The sequence below is a fragment of the Chitinophaga sp. genome (assembly GCF_039596455.1).
Taxonomy (GTDB): domain Bacteria; phylum Bacteroidota; class Bacteroidia; order Chitinophagales; family Chitinophagaceae; genus Chitinophaga.
Map to the genome: position 1 here is coordinate 47,836 of NZ_JBCNJR010000009.1, position 24,764 is coordinate 72,599.

The window sequence follows — 24,764 nt, forward strand, 5'->3', positions numbered from 1 at the left end:
TTAAAGATACAACTCCGCCATCATCTCCGCTATCACCTTCCTGTCTGCCTCCGTTCTGGCCAGCCCGTGAGCTGCCTGCAGGCACGCGTGCGCCTTGTGGTTATCCATGCCGCGGTACAGTTCCCCCAGCAGGGTGTAGTAATATTGATTGCCGGTTAGCTGCAACTTCTCCGCTTCTGCAATGGCAGCGGCTTTGCCTTTGACCCTGGACAGTGCGAACGTTCTGTTCAGCGCGGCAATGGGAGAGTAGTGCAGCATCAGCAGCTGGTTGTACAATTGCAGGATGGCGCCCCATTTCTCCGCCGTGTCTTCCTTGATGGTATGATGGTAAGCGATGGCGGCCTCCAGGTGGAACCTTGACAGCCGGCCGCCCGTGGAGGCGTTATGCAGGTAAAACGCACCGCGGCCGATCAGCTCCTGGTTCCAAAGCGTGGTATCCTGGGCGTGGTACAGTACAATTTCACCGTTAGCATCTTTGCGGGCGGGGAAGCGCGAAGCATGGAAACACATCAGCGCCATCAGGGCGTTTACGGGCGGCAGGTTGGTGTTTTCATTCTCTATGAGCTGCAGGCAGAGGCGCATGGCTTCCCGGCAAAGATCTTCCCGCAGTACAGTGTTGCTGCTTTCAGAGTAGTAGCCTTCGCTAAAAAGCAGGTAGAGCGTGGTGAGCACCACGTCCAGCCGCTGGTGCACTTCCGCGGGTGGCGGGAATACGATGGCCACTTTTTCCTGCCGCAGTTTTTCACGCGCCCTGTACAGTCTTTTGTTGATGTTCTCTTTGGTGCTGAGCAGGGCGTCTGCAATTTCTTCTATGCCAAAGCCGCAGAGAATACGCAAGGCAAGGCCTATCTGCGCTTCCGGGGCAATGGCGGGGTGGCAGATGGCAAACAGCATTTGCAGCTGGCTGTCTGTAATGTTCTGGCCGGAAAGGTCTATGTCTGATTCTTCCGCGGCGGGCGTGGCACGCTGCAATGCGGGAGAAACATTGGCCTGAAAAGTACGGTTGCGCGAAAAATGATTGTGCGCCTTGTTTTTGGCCACGGTGTACAGCCAGGCCACGGGGTTTTCAGGCACGCCGCGGTAGGGCCAGGTTTCCAGCGCGGCCAGGAAGGTTTCTCCGGCAATGTCTTCCGCCAGTTCCATATGCTCCATGCCGAAGTGGCGGCAGAGCACGGCGGTGATCTTGCTGAACTCTGCGCGGAAAAGATGTGGTATGAGCTCCTGCTGTTTCATGTGATGAGGGGGCTGACCAAAGAGTAAAATCAAGGTGCCGGGAATTGCCGTGAACCCGGCTTCGTTCCGCCACCTGCCCGAGACGGGGAACCCGTTTTAGTCAGCCCCGTAAGTGTTTTAATATGCGGCCTGCCTTTCAGGGCCGCCCGTGATCTTTAGTGTACACCGTCTCCTGTTACTATCCGCCGTACCTCCACCGTATTCCCTTCTCCCTGCAGCACGGGACAGCCTTTGGCAAACTCCGCCGCTTCTTCGGCTGATTCTGCCTTTACCATCACATACCCGGCCAGCGTTTCCTTGATATCTCCAAAGGGGCCGTTGGTCACCACCTTGTTGTGGTGCACTACGAGGGCATCGTCAAACAGCAGGCCATTGCCCGCAATGAATTTGTTCTGCGCGGCAATACCGCCTATCCAGTCCATGGTCTGTTGCATCCAGACCTGTATCTGTTCGGGAGAGGCAACCTTTTTGCCATCTTCGTGCCTGAAAATCAGCATAAATTCATGCATGGTAAATCGTTTTAAGTGTTATTGAATGATGTTATAACCCAATAACAAACGCCCATGGCCGGATTGGACATTGCCCGTAAACTTTTTTCCGGGGCGCTCTTACAAAGTACGTGGTATTTTGTATAAATGCGGTCTTGCCGTATCTTCTGCCCCTGATCAATATTTCCAGGATGTATATACGCGGATATTTCATTTTGCTGACCCTGCTGCTTGCAGGCCCGGCGCTGCAGGGGCAGCAGGTTATTCCTTTGTACAACGGCCCGGCGCCAGACATGCTGCCGGCCGCACAGGTGCAGGAGAAAACCCGTACAGATGCGGTGATGGGCGTGCTGGTAACCATGGTTACCCGGCCTGCGCTTGAAATATTCCTCCCTGAAAAGAACAAGGCCACCGGTACCGCCGTGATCATCTGCCCCGGCGGCGGGTACGGTACGCTGCTGATGAGCCGGGAAGGCAGGGATGTGGCGCGTGCATTTAACCGGCTGGGCGTGGCCGCTTTTGTGCTCAAGTACCGCCTGCCCCAGCCGGCGGCTATGCGCAACCCTGCCATGGCCCCGCTGCAAGACGCGCAGCAGGCTATCAGGCTGGTAAGGCAGCACGCGGTGGAGTGGGGCGTAGATACCGGCAAAACAGGTATTATGGGCTTCTCCGCAGGCGGCCACCTGGCTGCTACGGCGGGCACCCATTTCAATCATCAAGGCATTGACCTGCGGCCCAGCTTTATGCTGCTTATCAACCCGGTGATCAGCTTTTCAGACAGCATTGGCCACAAGGGCTCCCGCAAGAACCTGCTGGGGCCTTCTCCGGATGCGGCGCAGGTGCGCTGGTTCTCCAATGAGCTGCAGGTAACGGACAAAACACCGCCGGCCTTCCTGGTACATGCCGGAGACGATTCTGTGGTACCCGAAGAGAACAGCCTTTCTTTCTACCGGCAGTTAAGGGCGCATGGCGTACCGGCGTCTTTACACATTTACCAGCGCGGGGAACACGGTTTTATAAAAGAGCCGGCTTTTGAGGAATGGTTCGGCCGCTGTGTGTTCTGGATGAAACAGGCGGGTTGGCTGTGAGTTGCCCGGCATCAACGAATTATGCAGTAACTTGCCCGTATGAACGAATTTTTGCTGGATAACCCGGCCTGGAGCGCGCTCACCACGGAGCATGCGGACTTTGCCATGGGCACTGCCCGCGCCAAAAGGTACCGGCCGGGCGTACTGCCCTTTACGGCCTGCCGCCAGCCGCAGGAAGAGGGCATCAGCGAACTGGCGCCCTGGATGGCCGGCGGGGAGAATTTTTATATCATCGGAGCGCTGCCGCCTGCCTTGCCGCCGCACTGGACGGTGGAGCATGAGCTGCCCTGCGCCCAGATGCTGCTGCAGCAGCCGCCGCGGCAGCAGGAGACAGACGCCGGCATTGTGCTGCTGGGGCCGGAGGATGCGGAAGTGATGTACCAGCTCATCAACCTGGTGCAACCCGGCTACTATAACATGGATACCCGTTTGCTGGGCACTTACTTCGGCATCAAACAGGAGGGAGAACTGGTGGCCATGGCAGGGGAGCGCATGCGCATGACCGGCTTCAGCGAGCTGAGCGCCATCTGCACCCACCCCCAGCATACCGGCCGCGGCTACGCACAGCGGCTGATCACAGCGCTTTGCAATAGGCATGCGGAGAAAGGGATCACTTCCTTCCTGCACGTAGCGCTCACCAATGACCGCGCCATCAGGCTGTATGAGCACATGGGCTTTGTACAGCGGCGGGTGATCAGCTTTTACAGGGTAAGGGTAAAGGCGTAGCATCTAGCTGCGCACCGCTGTAGACTTCCTTTCGATCAGCAAAGATTTCAGGATCACGTTTTCCCGCCGTTCCTTTTTATGCTTGCCGTCTATCTGTTTAAACAGTTCCCGCGCCGCCGTTTCACCAATGTCGAAAGCCGGCTGGGTAATGGTAGTGAGTGAAGGGTTGAGCAGGGAGGCTGTTTGCAGGTTGGAAAAGCTGATCACCTTCACCTGGTCCGGAATGGTGAGCTGGACCTTTTCACATACGCGGTAACAGATCACCGCCAGCTTTTCTACGGAGGCAAAAACACCATCCGGCCGGTGGGCCGTCAGCATTTTTTTAATGGTCATAAAAGCATCGTCATAATCACTGGCGCACTCCACCACCAGCGGCGTTTGCTGCGGGGCGTAGCGGCTCAGCGCGTCCAGGTAGCCCTGCATCCTTTTTTTACCGATGGAAATGTTTTTGGGCAGCTGCAGGTAGGCTATCTTTTTGCAGCCGGCGTTGATCAGGTGGCGGGTGGCGGTAATGCTGCTTTCATAATTGTCTGAGGTCACTTTCACATTGTCTGCCGTTTCACATACCCGGTCAAAAAAAACGAGGGGCACCCCGTTCCTGTTCAGCTCTTCAATATGGCTGTTCTGGTTGTTTTCCCCTGATACGGACAGCAGCACGCCGTCTACTCTTCCGTTGGAGAGCATGTTGATGAAAGATACTTCCAGCTCATGGTCTCCATGCGTAAAATACATCAGGATGTGATAGCCTTTCTGATGGGTTACTTTTTCAATACCGCCAATTACAAGGGAAAAGAAATCGTTCACCATTTCCGGGATCACCACTGCAATGGTTTTGGTCTTTTGCGCCCGTAAACCGCTTGCATTGGGGTTCGGCTGGTAATTTAGCGCTTTGGCCAGCGCAAAAACCTTTTCCTTGGTTTCCGCGCTTATTTCATAGCTGTCTCTCAAAGCGCGGGATACGGTAGATATGGATAGGTTCAATTGCCTGGCCAGGTCTTTGATATTGATCTTACTCATTGGATAGGTCTCAACTCGCTGTGCACTTTAAAATGTATGAATAATACGGTTTACTTCCAACAATAAATGCCCCTTTTCACGGAAACGTTTCCGTAAATAAATGATCTAAAACTGGCAAAAGCGGCGTTCTTTGTATCATGTAGCGGCCAGAAAGTTATTCCACGTAAACTATTCACGCCACAAAAAACCAAAATTGAATGAAACAGATCGCCACCAAACCGGCTACCCTTGGCATAACCTGAATACCTGGTAAAGCTGTTCCCTGAAGGGGGAGCTGTATGCCATTCCTATGCCTTGCCCGTGCACGGCCGGGATTGTTATGCGCGTTCTATTCGTCACTTTAAAAATCGCTGAAATTCCTACGTATGAAACATTTCCAACTAACCAGTATGGTACAACTGCCGTTTTGGACGGCCTGTTTATGCATCTGGCTGATCTCTTTCCCGGCAAGGGGCAGCAGCGGCGGGCCAGCCACGGTTACCGGCAAGGTGACGGCCCCCGGCGGCACTGCCGTGCGGGGAGCGCAGGTGCAGTTGAAAGGCGGTAAGGCCACCACGTTCACGGCGGATGACGGTAGTTTTTCTATTGCCGCGGAAGCCGCCGCCATTCTCATTTTCACGCACGAGCGTTTTGCGGCCAAAGAAGTGCCCGTGGCGGGCCGCACGGCGCTGGCGGTAACGCTGGAAGCTAACATGGCCGGCAGCTCGGACAGCCTGTACGTGTTCAACGGCCGCCAGGCCAAACACAATGCTACCGGCGCCTTTGCGCAGATTTACGGCCCCGTGGTTGACAATGTGCCCATTATCAATAACCGCAACAGGCTGCAGGGCATGCTGCCGGGGCTGTTTGTGATGCAAGACAACGGCGAGCCGGGAGATGAAGGCGCTTCCATGCTGCTGCGCGGCAGGCGTACCTTCCGTACCAACTCACCGGTGGTGATGGTAGACGGGTTTGAAAGAAGCATGGACCTGCTGGACCCGAACGAAATAGAATCCGTTACCCTGCTGAAAGATGCGGCGGCCACAGCCCTCTATGGCCTGCGGGGCGGCAACGGTATTATACTCGTTACCACCAGGCGCGGGCAGGAAGGGAAGATAAAAGTCTCCCTCAACGCGCGCGCCGGCATTAAATCGCCTACCACGCAACCCAGGCTGCTCAACTCTTACAACTACGCCACGCTATACAATGAAGCGCTCACCAACGACGGCGGTGCGCCCCGCTACACTGCGGCAGACATCGACAAATATGCAAAAGCGGCACAGGGCATTTATGAAAGCGAGCTGGACCGTTACCTCTACCCGGACATTAACTGGTACGATCAGTACGTGAACCGCTCCACCTGGCAGCAACGCTACAGCCTCAGCATAGACGGCGGCAACAAGAACGCCCGGTATTTTATTTCTGCCGGCTATACCAACAACAGCGGCCTGTACAAGGTGGATAAAAATGCCAATACCTATAATACCAACGCCAATTTCAACATGATCACGCTGCGCTCCAACGTAGACATTACCGTGAACAAACGTTTCTCCGTTACGCTGGATATTGCGGGCAGGCAGGAGCAGCGCACCTATCCCGGTTCCCGGACGGACGCTTCGCTGCGCGTGTTCCGCTCCCTCTATAAAACGCCGCCCAACGCCTTTCCCGTGTTTACGCCAGACGGGCTGCTGGGCGGCACCAAAGATTATAAAGACAATCCCTACGGCCTGCTCAATAACCAGGGCTACTCCCTTTATTACGTGCGCAGCATGTATGCCACACTGCGGGCAAAACATGAGCTGGACTTCATTACCAAAGGCCTTTCCATCAGGGGGAGCGTGGCCTTTGACAGCTGGTACGATCAGAATACCAACCGCAGCAAACAATTCAAGGTGTATGATCTGCGCCAGCCCAACGGTACCGTAGCGTACAAGCCGGATGGCAGCATCCGCTACGTGGAAACGGGCTCCAATACACAGATGGCGTCCGGTGTGGAATACCCCGCCACGCAGCGCGTATTCAACACAGACGCTTCGCTGGATTATGCGCGTGATTTCGGCCGCCACAGCGTAACGGCCTATGTAGGCATCATGCAGCGCATTCTCTCGGACGAGAACAATGGCAACGTAGACCGCGCTTACCTGGGCGGCAGCGGCCGGGTAGCCTATGCTTATCACCGGCGTTACCTGGCGGAGTTCAACTTCGGCTACCAGGGCTCCGAGCAGCTGGTGGAAGGGAGCAAGTTCGGGTTCTTCCCGGCCGTGTCTGTAGGCTGGGTGCTGACGGAAGAGAGCTTCCTGAAAAACAAAAAATGGATCAGCTTCCTCAAACTGCGCGCTTCACAAGGTATAGCGGGGAATGACGACCTGGGCGGCTATTTCATCTGGTACCAGAAATATGCGCAGTCCGGCACCATGAACTTCGGCTGGACCTCTCAAAGCTACACCGGCTGGAACGAGTCTGCCTTTGCCCTCAACAATGTGACCTGGGAAAAAGTGAAGAAGAGCAACTACGGCATAGACGCCGCCCTGCTGCAAAACAAGCTCACCCTTTCCTTTGATTATTTCCATGAAAGGGACCGGGATATTATGATACAACCGGCGCTGCCCAACATCATGGGCATCCGCTTTCCGGACTTTCCCATTGGCGTAGTGGAAAACAAGGGCTTTGATGCGGCGCTGGGCTATACAGACCGGATAGGGCAGCTGCAGTTCTCCATCAACGGCACCATTACCCGTGCACAGAACAGGGTGCTTGACAGGGGAGAGGAAAAGCAGCGCTTTGAGTACCAGGCCCGCACCGGCCGCTCGCTGGATGCCATTTTTGGCCTGGAAGCGCTGGGCTTGTTCCGTGACCAGGCGGAGATAGACGCCAGTCCCGCGCAGACCTTCGGCGTAGTGAAACCCGGAGACATCAAATACAAAGACCAGAACGGGGATGGCGTGATAGACGCGTATGACCAGGTATACCTGGGAGAGGGCGGCATGCCCAAACTGCAGTACGGCGCCGGGCTGGGGCTGCAATACAAGGGGTTTGACCTCAGCGTGCTGATCACCGGCCAGCAGGGCACCCTGCAGAACATGACCGGTGAGGCCATCTGGGAGTTCCATGACAACGGCACGGTACGGGAGCACCACCTGGGCCGCTTCAATCCCAATGATCCCGCCAGCTGGGACGGCGCCACCTACCCGCGCCTGTCTCTTTCCAACAAGGCCAATAACCAGCGCACTTCCACCTACTGGCTGAAAAACGGCGCCATGGTGCGGCTGCGGTCTGCCGAAATAGGGTACTCCCTGCCGCAAAGCCTCATGGCCCGCTGGAAGATGCAGAAAATAAGAGTGTATGTGAACGGTTATAACCTGCATACCTGGTCTTCTACAGACCTGATGGACCTGGAGGCGCGCTCCAGCCACTACGTGGTATACCCCATTCAGCGCATCATTAACGGGGGGCTGCAAGTAACATTCTAAAAGATTACCTGTCATGAAAAATACTGTGAAAAAACTGGTTGTTATCTGCTCCATGGCCGCGGCGGCATTGCCTGCCTGCAGGAAGCCGCTGTTTGTAGTGCCGGTGGAGTTCAAGTCTGCGGAAGACGTATTTACCGATTCCGCCCGGGCAGAATATTTTATCAATAACGCCTATACAGATATGCCGGCAGACGTGGCCGGCAGCTTCAACTGGCTGGACGGCAACGCCATGCTGGCCTCCGCATCGGATGAGGCCATGCACGTGTCTACCAACAAAACGGCCCCTTCCGCCGCACAGCGCATGAGCGCAGGCAACTGGAACCCTTCCAACATGCGCTACTACCGCGCCAGCGACGGGGCGGGGGAGATAGGCTCCTGGCTGAAATGGGGCGGCTATCATGGTAACCGCAAGGCCAACACCGCCCTTAAAAATGTGCACCTGCTGCCTGCTAATACTACCCAGCGCTTCCGGGACCGCATCAAGGGGGAGGCCCTCTTCATCCGCGCCATGCACCATTGGTTCCTGTTCCAGAAGTGGGGTGGCATTCCGGTGGTAGATAAATCTTTTGAAGCGTCTGACGATGTGCGGCAGCCCCGCAACGCCGTGCGCACCGTGGTAGATTTTATTGTGCGCTCCTGTGATGAGGCGTACGCCCTGCTGCCGGAGGAGCCCTACACCGCGCCTTCTGAAGTAGGCCGTGCAGACCGTGGCAGCTGCATGGCGCTGAAAGCGCGCGTGCTGCTCTACGCCGCCAGCCCCTTATACAACCAGGCGGGGCCTGACAGTCTGACCTCCTACGGCCATGAAGACGCCACCCGCTGGCAGCTGGCCGCCAAAGCGGCGCAGGCCGTGGTAGACCTGGGCTGGTACCAGCTCTACAAACCCAGCACCACCGGGCAGCGCAATTACCAGGAGCTGTTTAACGCCTGGGGCGCCGGCAACAGCAACCGGGAGTATATTTTTGCCCGCCTGAGAACGCCCAACCGCGATACGGAGAACGATAACTTCCCCGCCGGCTTTACCAACGCCAAAGGCGGCACCTGTCCTTCGCAAGACCTGGTAGATGCCTACGAGATGGAAGACGGCACCCTCTTCAGCTGGAATAATGCCACGCAGGCCGCTAACCCTTACCAGAAGCGAGACCCGCGGTTTTACGCCAGCATCATTTACAACGGCGCCAAGTATGCCAAGTTTGCCAATAAAACCAATTACACCTTCCAGACCTACACCGGCGGCGAAAATGCGCAGGGCCTCGCCAAAACGGAAACGTCCTATTACCTCATGAAGTTTATGGACTACGCCAACGTAAACCCCGCGCAGGGCACCGGCTCCGCCTACCATAACTGGCCGTATTTCCGGTATGCGGAAGTATTGCTGAACCTGGCCGAAGCGGGCAATGAAGCAGGCGGCCCCGCCTACGTGGTACCCGGAGCGGTAAACGCCCTCAGCCCGGTGGCGGCCATCAACCTCATCCGCGCACGCGTGGGCATGCCTGATGTGCAAACCACCCTTGCCCGCAGGGGCCAGCCGCTGGACCAGGCTTCGCTCCGGGAGCTGATCCGCAACGAGCGCCGTATTGAGCTGGCCTTTGAAGATCACCGCTACTACGACGTGCGCCGCTGGATGATCATAGAGCAGCTGCCGAAGTTTATCCGCGGCTGCACCATCACCAGAGAAAGCAACGGCTCCTTCACCTACAACCCCAACGTGGTGGTGGAAAACAAGGTGTTTGAACCGAAACACTACTTTTTCCCCATCCCGCAAACGGAGGTGAACAGGAACCAGAACATGCAGCAAAACCCCGGCTGGTAACAGGGCTTAACCTTTAAATTTTTCAAGGATGAAAAAAATTATATCCATCATCATACTGCTTTTTATGCACCTTCCCCAGCTGTGGGCACAGGGCAGGCAGGTGGCGGGCAAGGTAGTTGACCAGGATGGTGAGCTGCTCATAGGCGCCAACATTGTGGAGAAAGGCACCAGCAACCGCGCCATTACTGACCCCCAAGGAGAATTTACCCTGACGGTAGCCGGCGCCAACAGCGTGCTGGTGATCTCCTACATCGGTTATGTAGCGCAGGAGGTAGCAGTGGGTAACCGTGCCAGCGTCACCGTCCGCATGCGCCCGGACGCAACAAGCCTGGGAGATGTGGTGGTAGTAGGCTACGGCACGCAGAAAAAGGCCAGCGTGGTAGGCGCTATTTCCCAGGTAAAAGCGGAAGAGCTGCAGCAGTCTTCCACGCCCAACCTTACCAACGCCATTGCCGGCCGCGTATCTGGCGTAGTGACCATCATGGGCGCGGGCAAGCCGGGGGCAGACAATGCGGAGATATTCATCCGCGGCATGGCCACCACCAACACCACGGCCCCGCTGGTGCTGGTAGACGGGCTGGAGCGGGAGTGGAGGCAGATAGACCCGGCAGACATTGAGACCTTTTCCGTGCTGAAAGACGCTTCCGCCACGGCGGTATACGGTGTACGCGGCGCCAACGGCGTAATACTCATCACCACCAAACGCGGGGTGAAAGGGCGCCCGGTGCTCAGCGTCTCTACACAGGCCGCCGTGCAGCAGCCCATCCGCACGCCGCAATACCTGGGCTCTTATGATTTTGCCATGCTCACCAACGAAGCGCTCACCAATGAAGGCAAACCGGCGGAATATTCCGCCAGCGACCTGGAGCATTACCGTCTGGGCAATTCACCGTACACGCATCCTGACAATGACTATTACAAGGATTTTGTGCGCAGCTCCTCCTGGCAGCAAATGACCAATGTGAACGTGCGCGGCGGCAATGAGGTGCTGGCGTATTTTATATCGGCCAACCACCTGCACCAGGAAGGGCTCTACCGCGAAATTCCCAATGCCCGCTATGAAACCAATTCCAACTTTGAACGCTACAGCTTCCGCTCCAACCTCGACTTTACGGTAACGCCTTCCCTCAAAGTAGGGGTAGACCTTACCGGCCGCTTCGAAGTGCGGAAGCAGCCCAATTTCGGGGAAGACCTTTTTGACAAGCTGCGCAGGCTGCCGCCTAACTGGCAGGCCTATGTGAACCCTGACGGCAGCCTGGGCGGCCGCTCGGACGAAAGCCGCCTTTCGCCCTACGCCCTGCTGTCACAGTTCGGCAACCGCCAGCGCAATACCAACGTGCTGGAAGGCGCCTTCACCGTGAAACAAGACCTCCATAAAATACTGAATGGGCTCTCTTTCCGCGCCCTGGCGGGTTTTAACAGCAACTACGAATCACGGCGGGATATTGTGGAGAAACCGGAGCTGTGGGAGTACACCCGCTTCGGGCAATATATTCTCAACAAGTCTCCCACGGAGCTGAGCATTTCTACCGGCAAAGGGCCGGGGCGGCGCAGGATGTCTTTTGAAGCCGCACTGAACTACAACCGCACCTTTAATGACCACGCCGTTACCGGCATGGTGCTCTACCAGCAAAGCCAGTATTACGATGAAGGTAAAATACCTACGGGGTACCTGGGCTGGGTGGGCCGTGCTACCTACGCCTTCCGGAACAAATACCTGTTTGAAGTGAACGCGGGCTACAACGGCTCCATGCAGTTTGACGCCAGCCGCCGCTTCGGCTTTTTCCCCGCCGTATCCCTGGGCTGGGTGCCTTCTGAAGAAGCTTTCTGGAAGAACAATATCCGGTTTGTGAACTACTTCAAGCTGCGGGGCTCTTATGGAGAGATCGGGAACGACAAGATCGGCAACTTCAACTACCTCTATGAACAGCGCTACCTCTACGCGCCGGATGAAGACGGCTGGAAATACGTGTGGGGAGAAAACTCCTACTCGGAGCGCGGCCTCATTGAAGGGCAGCCTGGCAATGCATTCGTAACCTGGGAACGGGCCCAAAAATCCAACATCGGGTTTGACGCCAAAATGCTGACCAGCAAAATATCCGCCACGGTAGACGTGTTCTATGAAAAACGGCGTGACATCCTGGCCATACCTTATTCCGTGCCCCTGCTCTACGGCATGAACAACCCGCAGGGCAGCACCCGTAAAGACGGGCAGGGCCTTCCACCGGAAAACATCGGCCGCGTTACCAACAAGGGGATCGATTTTGAGCTGGGGTTCAATGACAAGGTGGGGCAGCTGAACTATTTCATCAAAGGCAATTTCACCTTTGCCCGTAACGTGATCGAGCGCATAGACGAAGAAGGCAAACGGTACGAATGGCAGAAGATAGAAGGCAAGCAGATAGGCCAGCACTTCGGTTTGACAGACATCGGCCTCTACTCCCGCAATGATTTTGAGATGGATGCCAACGGCGAGCTGCTGCTGGAAGGCGGTTTTCCCGTGCTGAAAAAAGGCATGCCCATTCCGTCTTTCGGCGTGGTATACCCCGGTGACGCGCGGTACAAAGACCTGAACGGAGACGGGATTATTGACAGCTACGATGTAGGCGCCATCGGCAAAGGCACCGTACCGGAGTACATCTACGGCATTACGCTGGGCGCCAGCTACAAAGGCTTTGATATCAGCATACTGCTGCAGGGCGCCGGCGGGGCGGATATGTATTACAAGGAAGATGCCGTGTGGGAGTTTTTTGCCATGGGCAAGGTGATGAAACACCACCTGGGCCGTTACAACCCGAACGATCCCTCCACCTGGGAAACGGCCACTTACCCGCGGCTGCACCCCAGCGAAAATACCAACAACCACCGCAAGTCTACCCGCTGGCTGTTTTCCCGCAACTACATCCGCCTGAAGAACGTGGAAATAGGCTACAACCTGTCCAAAGCCATGTTGTCTTCCATCAAGCTGAGCAGCGCCCGCGTTTTTGTGAACGGCACCAACCTGCTTACCTGGGACAAGATGATGAACTGGGACCCCGAGGCGGCCAGCGAAACCGGGAACTCTTACCCGCAGCTGCGCACGTGGAATTTTGGTGTAAGAATATCGCTGTAATGCTGACTAAAATGAAAAAGACCATGAAACAATTCAAACATATACTGGTGATGCTGCTGTGCGGCTCCCTGCTGGCCGCCTGCACCAAAGACGGCGCCGGCCTGCTTGACAAGGCAGAGTCTGGCGAGCTGAATGAGGAAAGAGTATTTTCCAACGCAAAATATACCAAGGAGTTTCTGACAGACATCTACCGCCGCATCCCTTACGGCTGGGACGAGCAGGTGTACCTGGACGCGGCTACGGACGATGGAGAGTCCCGCCCATGGTGGGGCTGGGTGAACAACGTGCATGTGGGCGCCTACAATCCCACCAGCCTGCCGGACAAGTTCAAGCGCTGGGCCAACTACTATGCCGCCATCCGCGCCTGCAACCTCTTCCTCAGTAAAATAGACAATGCGCCTACTGACCCGGAACAATACATGAGCTCGGAGGAGGTGAAGGAACGTATGAAGTACGAAGCCGTATGCCTGCGGGCTTACTTCTATGCGGAGCTGGTACGTTGGTACGGTGGCGTGCCCATTATCACCAAAGTGCTGGAGCGGGATTCTCCCGAACTGTATTCCGCCCGCGCGGGTTTGCAGGAAGTGAAAGATTTTATTACAGCGGAGTGTGACCTGGCCGCGGCGCATTTGCCTGCAAAACAAACAGGGGTAGACTACATGCGTATTACCAGCGGCGTGGCCAAAGCCATTAAAGCAAGGCTGCTGCTGCACCTGGCCAGCCCGCTGTTCAACAGCACCGGTGCGGGCCCTGTGAGCCCCTGGTCTTGGGGCGGGTACGATGCAAACCGCTGGAAAGAAGCGGCAGATGCGGCCCTGAACGTGATCAACCATACGGATGAGAACGGCGCGCCGGTCTACAGCCTGGTGGTGAAAACGGAAGCGAACAACTATTTCGGCAACGGCGTTACCTATCCCGGCTCCTACAAGGCCATGGGCTGGTACAACGTGTTCATCACCCGCGTGAACACAGAAATGATGCTGGCGTACGGCAAAAAAGGCATGACCAATGAGCTGGACAAATGGCAGCTGCCCGGCGCCATGCAGAAAGCGGGAGACGCCTCCTACACGCTGCCTACCTACAACTATGCCGCCTGCTTCGAGAATAAAGAGGGCATACCCGTTTACCAGACCAACGAGTACGGCATGCCGCTGCTGGACGCCCAGGGCCAGTTCCTCGTAAACCCCGCCTCCAATTTTGATCCGCAGAAGCCGTATGACAACCGGGACTCCCGGTTCTATCATTCCCTCTGGTATAACGGCGCGCGGTTTGGCGGCGCTACTTTCAACACCTGGCGTGGCGAAGATGGTTCCCTGGGCGCGGAATACCTCACCGGCTACGGGCATACCGGTCTTTTCCTGCGCAAGTTCATGGACCCGAAGAACATCTCCCTCAGCAACGGCGTAACGGGGCAAACCAACCATAACTTCCCGCTGTACCGTTATGTGGAAATGCTGCTCAGCTACGCGGAAGCCATGAACGAGTTTTTGCCTGACGGGGCTTCCCGCGCGGCCATTATCCCGGAGCTGAACAAAATACGCCTCCGCGCAGATATGCCGGATGTGCCCACCACCTTTACCCGCAACGGTTGGGACGTGAACAACCAGCAGCACATGCGCAAGTTCATCCGTAATGAACGAAGAATTGAGCTGGCCTTTGAAGAGCACCGCTTCTTTGACGTGCGCCGCTGGCTGATAGGGGAGCACACGCAGCGGGTAGTGTATGAGCATGACGTGCTGAAGAAAGCCAACGGCAGCTTTGAATACACCATCAAGGTGTGGGAGAGAAGGGTGTTTGAGCCCAGGAACAACCTGCTGCCCCTGCCGCAGTCTGAAGTGAACAACAATCCTAACATGCAGCAAAACCCCGGCTGGTAATGCTTTAAAAAAGATGGAACTATGAAAGGAAGATGGTTATTTTTTATACTGGCGCTCCTCACGTTCAGCAGTTGTAAAAAAGATGATTTTTATGACAAGTTTGCGCCGGAAATATTGTTTTACGAGAAGAGCAAGGTAGAGAATGCGGACTTCGTAAGCATTACCCTTGGCAGCGGCGTGAGTGAATGGACGGTGAAAGCGCGGGTGAGCGCACCTTCAAAATTGAAGCAGGTACGCCTGTCTAGGAACGGGTCTGTGCTGGAAACCTATGACGATCTGAGCCTCACGCCGCATGTATTTGACCTGGAATACCGGTTGCAGGGCATTACGGCGGAAACGGCGGTGGAAGTGACGGCGGTTGATATGAATAATAAAAGCACCACACGGCGGTTTACGGTGAAGGTGCAGCCTTGATAAACGTGAACGGCAGCATCAGGCCTGGTTTTCACTGGAACCACGCGGGTAGTTATGGACAAGTATATAAATTTATACTTGTCCATAACTATCAAGTATGATTTATTTCGGGACGATTATAAAAAATAATTACCTCTCTGGTCCCCCACTTATTATTTATTCCTCCGTTTTCTGTACCTCCTGCTTCCAGCCCAGCGGCGCCTCTACGGAAACGTTCCGCACATTCTTGCCATAGAAGAACGTACCGGCCGTATTGTTCCTGATCTTCGACACGTTACGGATCTGCAGGTCTTCCACGTCTACCGCAATTACCGGTGTACGCGGATCTGGCGCTTCAGCGCCCAGCATCAGCCCGTTGATCTGTACGTTGCTGGCGTGGCGGATGAAAAGGCCGGATGAAGGCAGCTCTTTCCACACCGTAGGCTGCGGGTAACCTTTTTCATCTTCCTTCACGTCTTTTATATCTGCAATATAACCACCGGCCTGTAACCCGCCTTTGTTGAAGAACTGCACGTTTGAAATGGACACGTTCTCCACATAGTGGCCGGGAATGGCCGTGATGGAGGAGCTGTAATTGCCGGTGCCGTAGGCCGTTACGTTGCTGATGGCAATGTTGCGCATTTGCCCCATGGGCGGAACAGGCGCGCTCTGCGTATGCTTGCGGGCGCGGTTGCCCAGCCTGATGTAAAGGGGGCAGGCCGTTCCTTCAATGGCGATGTTGCTGATGGTGATGCCTTCCATCATGCCGCCGTCTACGATCTCCAGGGAAAGGGCCGCAATGCCGCCGCGCATGCCGTAAACAGGCGGCCGGGTGTTTACGCCGGGTTTGACCACGCAATTGGAAATGGCAATATTGCGGAAGCCGCCCGTGCTTTCCGTACCCGCCTTGATGGCATTGCAGAAGCTGGATACTATGCAGTTATTGATCACCACGTCTTCTACCGCGGCGGCCCCGGTACATTTGAGCACAATAGCGTCATCGTCCGTATCAAAGGTGGAGTTGGACAAAATGAAGCGGCGGCAGCCGTCAATGTCTATACCGTCGTTATTGCGGTTGCCGTGGTTGTACACCTGTATGCGGTCTACCACCACGTCTTCGCAGTTCAGGTAATGCTGGTTCCAGATGCCGGCGTTGCGCATGTGCACCTGTTCTACCCGGATGTTCTTGCAGGAAATGAACAGGATGTTGCGCGGCCGGCCGTCAAGGTCGCCGCCCAGCTTGTTGGCAGGGTCCGGCTTTTGCTGCGCGCCGTTGCCGTCTATGGTGCCGGGGCCGGTGATGGCAATGTTATTCACTTCGTTGGCGTAGATGAGCGCGCGCCAGCCGCCGGGGTCTTTCTGGGAGCGGTAAGCGGGCTGCGGCTGCAGCGGGAAGTCTTGCAGGGCCGTGCTGGCCAGCAGGGTAGCACCCATTTGCAGGTGCAGCTCCACGTTGTTTTTCATCAGCAGCGTGCCGGTGCTGAATACGCCGGCAGGTACCACTACGCGCCCGCCGCCATGTGTATGGCAGGCCTGGATGGCTTTGTTGATGGCAACGGTGTTCACCGCCTTGCCGCCGGGTTTGGCGCCGAAGTCCGTGATGAGAAAGTCTTTGCCGGCGCTTTGCTGTGCAAGGAGGAGCAGGCAAAGACGAAAAATAGTTTTGAGCATGATACGTGGTTTACATGAAAGGCCGGCTACCTGGAGCCGCCGGTTAATGTGGTGAGAGATTGGGTTTGCAGCCATTTTTTCAGTGCATCGTGCAGCTGTTCCGTACCCGCTTCGGGCACTATCTGCAGGCGTGTCTCCGCATGCTGGCCGCGGTAGGCTTTTTTGACCAGATCCGCTTCATCCGCATCTCCGCCGTTGGCAATCAGCAAATAGCGCGGGGCCAGGCTGGCGGCCAGGTCTGGCAGGTCATACGCCCCCAGGGCGCGGGGTACGGCGCTCTGTATGGCCTCGGGAGGGTATTGCAGGGTACTGGCAATGGACTGGTATGAAAGGCCGGGATTGACCAGCGCTATCCTGGTAATGTTTTTATCGAAGGCAGCTGCATGCAGCAGCACGGGCGCCATTTCTTCTTTGGCCAGCGCGCAGACCTCCTTTACGTCTTTATCCTGCGCCAGCACCTGTGCCAGCCGCACCACATCTCCCGCGCGGATGCCGGTAATGCTGCGGCCGGTCAGCATGGCGGCAAACCAGGTGTTGTAGGTGCAGCTGTCTATATAGGAATCGCCTTTGAACACACCCGGGCCGGTTTCACCGGTGCCTAGCAGGTCTGGCGCCAGTACGGTGAAGCCGTTTTTCGCCAGCCACGCCATTTCACCGGCTGCGTCTGCCGCTTTTCCGGCGGGGTGCAGGTAGATGACGGCCTTGCCGGTGCTGCCGCTGCCGGGCCGCAGGGTGATGTACGGCACGGGGTAGTCTCCTTCTCCCTTGATGAACGCTTTTTCTATGGTATACCCTTCTTTTTGCAGCCGGCCGGTAAATACAGGTTTTTCAGCTTTACCGGGAGCGCGGTAACCGCTCAGTTCGCGGGCGTTTTTCACGGCCCCGGCAAGGTAGTCGGGCTGCTGCCGCGCTTTTTGCAGCTTGTTTTTCAGCCGGTCAGCTTCCCGGAGGTTGAGGGTGAACACCGTTTCTCCCTGCAGGGAGGTGGCTACCTGGCCGCTGGGCGTTACCTGCAGCTCTTCATCCGTCAGTGCCGTTACGGGCTCGTCTTTCCCGTTGCCGGGGTTGTTCAGGTGCCGCTGGAAAAAAGCGTACATGGCCTCCCGGTTCTTTTCCGTGGAGGCATGGGCCGCATCGTCTGTTACCATGCGGAAGTTATCTTGCTTGTGATAAGCGGCGTAAGCGGCTTTTACTTCTTCCGCCGTTTCTATGGAGCCTTGTATGGAAAAAATATCGCGGGTGGTGGTGATCATGAGCGTGGGCGCGGGCGCGCGCACCAGCAGCAGGTCCCCGATATCAAAACCGCGGGCAATGGCCTGGGGGAAGTTCTGCTCCGCGTCTTGCGGGCCCATGGTTTGCAGCAGCCGGGTATAGCTGGTTACATAATTCTCCGGCGCGGCGGCCTTCACCCGTTTGTCAAACGCGGCAATGTAGGCGCTTTGCGTGCCCCCGCCGGAGCGGCCGGTAACGCCGATGCGCTGCGCGTCTACCTCCGGGCGGCTCACCAGGTAGTCTACAGCCCTGATGCCGTCCCATATCATGTACCGCGCCATGGAGCTGCCGGTGATAAAGAGCTGTGCACCGGGGTAGGAATGCTCCCAGGTGGGCCATTTGAAGCGTGATGTTCCCGTTTCGGGGTTCATGTACTGCAGCCGCTCCCCCTGGCCGACGGGGTCAAATGCCAGCACAATAAAGCCTTTTTTGACCAGGTTCAGGATAACGCGCTGGTACGCACCGGAGCGGTAGCCGGTGTTGGAATGCCCGCTGCAATACAGGATGGCGGGCGCTTTGGCGCCTTTTTTCAGCGTGGCGGGCAGGTAGAGCGAAGCGGTTACATAAAAGGAAGGCTGTGACTCAAATACCACATGCTCCACCCGGTAGTCCGTTTTCTGCACTGTGCGCATCACTTTGGGGCGCAAGGGCGTTGGTCCGGGGAAAGGGCCCAACATCTCCATCAGGTTGTTGCGGATGCTTTGCTGCCGCTGCTGCCAGGCAGCCTGCCCCTTCAGCGCCGCTACTGCTGCCTGGCGCCGGGCCAGCAGGGGATAGGCCTCCCCGGCGAGGTGGCGGTAAAGGGAATTGGGCGCATCGGTAAAATGCATCCAGTTGCGTATCACATCCAGCTCCTGCTGGGCCTTCAGGCCGGCAGGGCAGCAGAGCACCAGTACGCATAACAGTTGGAACGTTCTGAAAAAGCCGTGCAATTGTTTCATATCTATGAGACAACTGAAATTACACAGGGGAGTAGTGAAAAGGAAATTTTTTTGCCGCCGGTACGGTTGTTCCGCTACTGCTGTGGCACCATATTTGGAGCCCGCAGGGTATTCATCATCCTAAAAATGCTATTTATGGACAAGCGGGAAAAGGCGCAATTGATGGACAAGATCCTCCGGGAGCTGGAAGACCTTAAAAATACCCAGTCTTCCCTGGTAAAAAAGATCGGGCAGATAGAAACGGATAATATCAACCTGGGAGACAGTGAGCTGGAGAAATCGCTCGGCGATATTTATGACAGCATTGTGGGCGGTACAGACAAGGTAGATGGCCTGCTGGTGAGCTACAAGGAGAAGCGGGACAAATACGTGGCGGATAACGGCCTGGAAGAATCGCTGGCTGTAGAATAGCCGCCCTGCCTGATGTTCCCTTTGCGCAAAAACGGCAGTTTTTGGCCGCAGCGGCATGTTCAGGCATGTTAATTGTGGCAGCGCAGGGCGTGATGACAAAAAGGACAATTTTACTGCTGGCGCTGCTGCTGGGCTGCGGCCAGCTGTTGGCGCAGTTTAGCGACTCTACCCATTATTACCTGAAATACGCTTCTACCGGCTCTATGAACCATACCAATGATGGCCGGGCCTATCTCCTCAACAATGCCCTGGGGTTCAAGGTGAGCAAAAGAAAGATCACGCTGAATGCCAATGCCGCCTATATTTACGGCCAGCAAAACAGCGATCTTACCAACAACGATTTTTCAGCCGCAGTGGATTTCAATCTCTACCGTGACAGCAGCCGGCTTTATTACTGGGGCCTGGCCAGTTATGACAAGAGTTATTCCCTCAAGATCAATGACCGCTTCCAGGGCGGCTTCGGGCTGGCGTACGATGTGCTCAACAAACCTAACGCCCAGCTCAATATCAGTGACGGCCTTTTGTTTGAGAACAATGACCTGATGCTGCATGACACCGTGCCGGACGTGTACCAGACCTTCCGCAATTCCCTGCGCCTCCAGTACAAGTTTACCATAGCCAATATGGTGGTGCTGGAAGGCAGGCACTTTTTACAGAACTCGCTCTACCTCCGCCGGGATTATATCATTAAAAGCAATACCAGCCTTTCCGTAAAGCTGCGCTCCTGGCTCAGCATTACGGCCGCCATGACGTACAACAAGCTGAACCGCACCAACCGGGAAAACCTGCTGATGAACTACGGGCTAACCGTGGAGAAATATTTCTGATGTAGCAGGAAAAAGTGATGGGCGACGGGGATTGATTGCCTGCCTTTTGAACAGGAATAGCGGCGCTGTGCCGGAAAATGCACCCTGGACCGCCAAAGAGCAGGGCCGGCCATCATCCGGCCGGCCCGTTAAAGAGGTATTCTCATGCCTGTTTCTGAACAGGCTGCGGGCATGCGTGCAGGAAAGGGCCGTAACGCCCTCCCGCGGGCAGAGGGCCCGCATTAAATACTGTTCAACTGCGATGTAACAATATCCGCTTATTTCACGTGCTGGTTGATCAGTTTGGCCAGCTCGAACATGGAGATCTGGTCTTTACCGAAAACAGGCTTCAGCTTGGCATCTGCGTTGATCATGCGTTTGTTTTTCTGGTCTTGCAGGCCGTGAGCCTTGATGTAATCCCAGATCGCTTTAACAATGGCGGTCCTTGCCAGGGGTTTATCGCCTATTACGGCTGCCAATGCAGGGCTGGGGGTGAGGGGCGCCATAAAACCTGAATTGGATTTTTCCGCCGTTTTTTTAGTTGCCGTAGCTGCTTTTTTTACTGCTTTTGCCATTGTGAGTTGATTTTAAGTTCGTTAACACTGCAATGTAATATATTGTTGCATAGGGCGGGTGCAAATTTTATGCCCCGGACGGGGAAATTTCTCCCCGGGCTATGCAAACGTTTTCAAAAACAGGCCAATTGCCGTATTATTTTCACCCGGTTCACCACACCTCATCGCCCCCTGCTTCAATGTCCGCTCCGCAAAGCAGCTTGAAAACTTCATTTTCCCGCATTTGAACACCATGTCAAAAAAGTATCACTATTAGCGAATAAACATCAAGGAATTTCAGGCGAATTAAGTGACTTTTACGGCAGTAAACGTTGATGCCACGGTTATGAAAGAGCAATAGCTTACCAAAATCAGCTTACGGACTTAGTATATGTAGCAGATGGATTTAGGTAGAATATTCAGGTTCATTTCAAACAATTTCATGTAAATAAAACGGCAGACCGGCAAAAATTTCATCGTTGAAAAACGGACGGGCTGGACCGCTATTTTTTTGAAGATTAATGCAAACGATTGCATTCCTTCGGTAAAAAAAGCAGGAGATCCGGCCCGGGATATATTTCATTGTAGAAAAAAGAGTAACACGTTATGACAGGCCATCTATGCTTCTTGTCCGGGTTTTACCCCGGAGCCAACTCAGCTAGTTCCTAAGGACCGTAGGCTAAATTCCAGTTCACCAGCTTCTGTATCTATTTCAAAAATTTTAAAGCAATTCCCTTATGAGAAAACGTATGAGCGCAAACACCTGCATTTTCTACGCCAGGAAGTGGCTTTTGCCTTTTACCTTCCTGTTGCTGCTGCAGGCCTGGGCCGCCGCAGCTTTTGCACAATCAGTAAAAGTGCAGGGCGCCGTAAAGGATGAGAAAGGCAACGCCCTGCCGGGCGTAAACGTTGTGGTAAAAGGCACCAAACAGGGCGTAGCCGCCAATATGGAAGGCCAGTACATGATTTCCGTAGCCCCCGGCGCCACCCTGGTGTTTTCCATGACCGGTTTTCTGAGCAAGGAAGAAGTGGTAGGAGATCGTACTACCATCAACGTTACCCTGCTCGAAAACATCTCCACCCTCAACGATGTGGTAGTAGTAGGCTACGGCACCCAGAAAAAACGGGACGTGACCGCGGCCATCAGCTCCATCAACGCCAAGGCCATTGAGGAAAAACAACCGGTCAGCATCTTTGACGCCATCCAGGGCGCCGCCCCCGGCGTAAGGGTAATGAGCAACTCCGGCGCGCCGGGAGATGAGCAGGATATCACCATCCGCGGCCTCTCCACGCTCTCCGATGCCGGCGTAAAGCCCCTGTACATTGTAGACGGGGTGACCATGAACAACATCAACAGCATCAACCCGAAAGACATCCAGTCTATCGAAATACTGAAAGACGCCGCCTCCGCGGCCATTTACGGCTCCCGCTCCGCCAACGGCGTGATCCTCATCACCACCAAGCGCGGGGAAGAAGGCAAGCCGCAGGTAAACCTGGATTACTTCCGCAGCTGGGGCAAGCTGGCCAACCGCGTACCGCAGTCTAACCGCCTGGAAAGGCAGATCTACGAGCGCCGCGCCAACATCGGCCTTGACCCCAAGCCGGATGATTCCACCTCCTTTGCCCGCAATGCGGACAATGATTACCAGGCCCTCATCACGCAAACTGCCATCAGGAACCAGTTTGACATCGGCGTGAAAGGCGGTACCAAACAGCTGAGCTACTATACCGGCCTGCAATACCTCAATGAACAGGGTATTGTGCTCAACACCATGAACAAAAGGTTCTCTTTCCGTACCAATATCGAATACCGGCCGGGTAAAAAACTCTCCATGGCCACCCGGTTTTTTGCAGGGTACCAGGACAGGAATAACGTAGATGAAGGCAACGTGATACGCCAGGCGCTGCAACGCCCTGCGGGCATGGCGCTGTACCTGCCCAGCGGGGATTACATCCTCAACAACGGCGGCCGCAGAAACCCGATAGCAGAGTCTTACCTCCGCAAAAATAATTCACACATCTACCGCTCCACTGTATACCAGTCTTTCGACTACGCGTTCATGCCCTCCCTGAGCCTGCATGTAGACGGGTCTGCAGACCTGGAGCTGAACAAGAACAAAAGGTTCAACTCCAAGCTGGTAGATTTTAGCGGAGACCCGGTGGCCACGGCCAGTGAAAACACGGCGCTGCCCATCAGAACACAGTCCAACGCCTACCTGAGCTATAAACAATCCTTCAACGATGCGCATAATGTATCCGCCACCGCGGGCCTGAACTATGAAAGGAACACCGAAGAAGTGACCAACATAGGCGGCCGCAGGTTTGTAACGGAATCTGTAGAATCATTGAACGCGGCTACGGACTTTTCTCCGGCAGACCTGTATACCAACGGCGTCAATTCCTCCCTGCTGGGCTTTTTTGGCAGGGTAGGGTATGACTATAAAGGCCGCTACCTCATCAACGGCGTACTGCGCCGGGACGGGTCTTCCCGCTTTGGCCGGGACATGCGCTGGGGTAACTTCCCCTCCGTATCAGCCGGCTGGCGCTTCAGCGATGAGCCTTTCATGCGCGGCCTCTCCAAAATACTCACAGACGGCAAGCTGCGCGCCAGCTGGGGCGTTACCGGCAACCAGGCCATTGGCGAGTACGATGCGCAAACACAGTTTGTTTTCGGTGAATACCGCTATGACGGCATCAGCGGCGTCAGAACAGACAGCCGCCTGGGCAACCCTGACCTGAAATGGGAAGAGACCGTGCAGTCAGACATCGGTATTGACCTTACCTTCCTCAACGGCCGCATTGTTTTTATAGCGGACTATTACGAAAAACATACCTCAGACCTCTTGTACGATGCGCCGTTGCCCCTGGAGGCCGGCTACCCCGGCAAGGTGCGAACCAACGCCGGCAGCATCAAGAACAAAGGCATTGAGCTGGGCATCACGGCCTACCCGCTGCATACCAAGAACTTCCAGTGGATGACCTCCGTGAACTGGACGCGCATCCGCAACAAGATCACCTACCTGCCGGGCGGCGATTACGTAGACGGTATCTGGTACGTGGGCCAGGGCATGGAAGCGGGTAACTTCTACGGTTACGAGTACCTGGGCATTTACGAGTATGACCAGAGCAACGCCTGGACGCCCGACTACAAAACCCGCCTCATTCCCGAGTTTCAGAAAGATGAGCATGGCAACGTGATCATCGAGAAAAACATGCAGCCCGTACTGGTAGGCTACCATACGCCTGACGGCCAGAAATATACCGGAGATGTGAAGCGTATGACCACCGGCGGCAATGTATCTAAAGGAGGTGACATCATATGGCGCAACCTGCCGGATGCAGACGGCAACCTCAACGGCAGCATCGGCAATGAAGACAGGAAGATCATCGGCTACGGCCAGCCGCGCTGGAGCCTGGGCTGGGCCAACTCCTTCTCCTACAAAACCTTCACGCTGTCTTTCAGCTTCTACGGCAACTTCGGCAACAGCATCTATAACGAGAACAGGCGCAACACCGCTTCCTTCTCCAACAGCAACACCACGCCCGAGCCGTATTTCATCTACAACATGTGGAAATACCCCGGCCAGATCACGGATTCTTACCAGGGCGGGGACAAGCTGGCAGACAACTCCCGCCGCGGCGGCAGCTACTTCCTGGAAGACGGTTCTTTCATCAGGCTGCAAACCGCCAGGCTGGGCTATTCCCTTCCGGCGGATGTTTCAAGAAGGCTGCGCATGCAAATGCTGAACGTGTACGTATATGGCAATAACCTTTTAACGTGGACAAAATACACCGGCTTTGATCCGGAAGTAAGCCAGCGCAGCGTGCTCAAGCCGGGAGACGACCCGGGCAAGTACCCGCGCCGGCGCGAAATAGGGATGGGTGTAAATGTTTCATTTTAATCTGAACAGTG

General features: G+C 55.6%; 16 protein-coding genes. 10 read left to right on the top strand and 6 right to left on the bottom strand.

The window, feature by feature from the left end:
• Both ABDW36_RS22295 and ABDW36_RS22300 read right to left on the bottom strand, forming a co-directional pair.
• The gene (locus ABDW36_RS22295; RefSeq protein WP_343704144.1) at positions 1-1,233 is read right to left on the bottom strand and encodes a DUF6596 domain-containing protein; all 1,233 of its coding nucleotides are present in this window, start codon (positions 1,231-1,233) and stop codon (positions 1-3) included.
• A gap of 155 nt (positions 1,234-1,388) precedes the next feature.
• A complete protein-coding gene (locus ABDW36_RS22300; protein WP_343704145.1) occupies positions 1,389-1,742 on the bottom strand; it encodes a YciI family protein in 354 nt (117 codons plus the stop codon).
• A gap of 134 nt (positions 1,743-1,876) precedes the next feature.
• Between ABDW36_RS22300 and ABDW36_RS22305 the strand changes: the two genes are divergently transcribed.
• Positions 1,877-2,809 (top strand): alpha/beta hydrolase, encoded by a 933-nt coding sequence (locus ABDW36_RS22305; RefSeq protein ID WP_343704146.1) that lies wholly within the window; start codon positions 1,877-1,879, stop codon positions 2,807-2,809.
• Positions 2,810-2,848: 39 nt separating this feature from the next.
• A complete protein-coding gene (locus ABDW36_RS22310) occupies positions 2,849-3,535 on the top strand; it encodes a GNAT family N-acetyltransferase (protein WP_343704147.1) in 687 nt (228 codons plus the stop codon).
• A gap of 3 nt (positions 3,536-3,538) precedes the next feature.
• Here ABDW36_RS22310 and ABDW36_RS22315 read toward each other — a convergent pair whose 3' ends face one another.
• On the bottom strand, positions 3,539-4,552 hold the full coding sequence (locus ABDW36_RS22315; RefSeq protein WP_343704148.1) for a LacI family DNA-binding transcriptional regulator: 1,014 nt from the start codon (positions 4,550-4,552) through the stop codon (positions 3,539-3,541).
• A gap of 365 nt (positions 4,553-4,917) precedes the next feature.
• Between ABDW36_RS22315 and ABDW36_RS22320 the strand changes: the two genes are divergently transcribed.
• From ABDW36_RS22320 to ABDW36_RS22340, 5 genes are read left to right on the top strand one after another with little or no spacing between them, the layout of a single operon-like run.
• The gene (locus ABDW36_RS22320) at positions 4,918-8,001 is read left to right on the top strand and encodes a TonB-dependent receptor (RefSeq protein ID WP_343704149.1); all 3,084 of its coding nucleotides are present in this window, start codon (positions 4,918-4,920) and stop codon (positions 7,999-8,001) included.
• A 13-nt stretch (positions 8,002-8,014) separates the two neighbouring features.
• On the top strand, positions 8,015-9,814 hold the full coding sequence (locus ABDW36_RS22325; protein WP_343704150.1) for a RagB/SusD family nutrient uptake outer membrane protein: 1,800 nt from the start codon (positions 8,015-8,017) through the stop codon (positions 9,812-9,814).
• Positions 9,815-9,842: 28 nt separating this feature from the next.
• Positions 9,843-12,926, top strand: coding sequence for a TonB-dependent receptor (locus ABDW36_RS22330; protein WP_343704151.1), 3,084 nt, complete (start codon positions 9,843-9,845; stop codon positions 12,924-12,926).
• Between the two features lie 23 nt (positions 12,927-12,949).
• Positions 12,950-14,803 (top strand): RagB/SusD family nutrient uptake outer membrane protein, encoded by a 1,854-nt coding sequence (locus tag ABDW36_RS22335; protein WP_343704152.1) that lies wholly within the window; start codon positions 12,950-12,952, stop codon positions 14,801-14,803.
• A 21-nt stretch (positions 14,804-14,824) separates the two neighbouring features.
• Positions 14,825-15,217: a hypothetical protein gene (locus ABDW36_RS22340; protein ID WP_343704153.1), complete on the top strand. Its 393-nt coding sequence runs from the start codon at positions 14,825-14,827 to the stop codon at positions 15,215-15,217.
• Between the two features lie 156 nt (positions 15,218-15,373).
• On the opposite strand, the gene ABDW36_RS22345 is transcribed toward ABDW36_RS22340, so the two are convergent.
• Both ABDW36_RS22345 and ABDW36_RS22350 read right to left on the bottom strand, forming a co-directional pair.
• Positions 15,374-16,867 carry a glycosyl hydrolase family 28 protein gene (locus ABDW36_RS22345; RefSeq protein ID WP_343704154.1) on the bottom strand — a complete coding sequence of 498 codons (1,494 nt, stop codon included), beginning with the start codon at positions 16,865-16,867 and terminating at the stop codon, positions 15,374-15,376.
• A 26-nt stretch (positions 16,868-16,893) separates the two neighbouring features.
• Positions 16,894-19,080 (bottom strand): alpha/beta hydrolase family protein, encoded by a 2,187-nt coding sequence (locus ABDW36_RS22350; RefSeq protein WP_343704155.1) that lies wholly within the window; start codon positions 19,078-19,080, stop codon positions 16,894-16,896.
• Between the two features lie 135 nt (positions 19,081-19,215).
• Here ABDW36_RS22350 and ABDW36_RS22355 point away from each other — a divergent pair, with 135 nt between their 5' ends.
• Together ABDW36_RS22355 and ABDW36_RS22360 are read left to right on the top strand one after the other, a co-directional pair.
• Positions 19,216-19,491 (top strand): hypothetical protein, encoded by a 276-nt coding sequence (locus ABDW36_RS22355; RefSeq protein WP_343704156.1) that lies wholly within the window; start codon positions 19,216-19,218, stop codon positions 19,489-19,491.
• Between the two features lie 41 nt (positions 19,492-19,532).
• Positions 19,533-20,318 (top strand): DUF481 domain-containing protein, encoded by a 786-nt coding sequence (locus ABDW36_RS22360; RefSeq protein ID WP_343704157.1) that lies wholly within the window; start codon positions 19,533-19,535, stop codon positions 20,316-20,318.
• Between the two features lie 257 nt (positions 20,319-20,575).
• Here ABDW36_RS22360 and ABDW36_RS22365 read toward each other — a convergent pair whose 3' ends face one another.
• Complete coding sequence (locus ABDW36_RS22365; protein ID WP_343704158.1) at positions 20,576-20,872, bottom strand: SWIB/MDM2 domain-containing protein; 297 nt, start codon at positions 20,870-20,872, stop codon at positions 20,576-20,578.
• 716 nt (positions 20,873-21,588) lie between these two features.
• Between ABDW36_RS22365 and ABDW36_RS22370 the strand changes: the two genes are divergently transcribed.
• Positions 21,589-24,753 carry a TonB-dependent receptor gene (locus tag ABDW36_RS22370; RefSeq protein ID WP_343704159.1) on the top strand — a complete coding sequence of 1,055 codons (3,165 nt, stop codon included), beginning with the start codon at positions 21,589-21,591 and terminating at the stop codon, positions 24,751-24,753.
• Positions 24,754-24,764 lie beyond the last annotated feature (11 nt).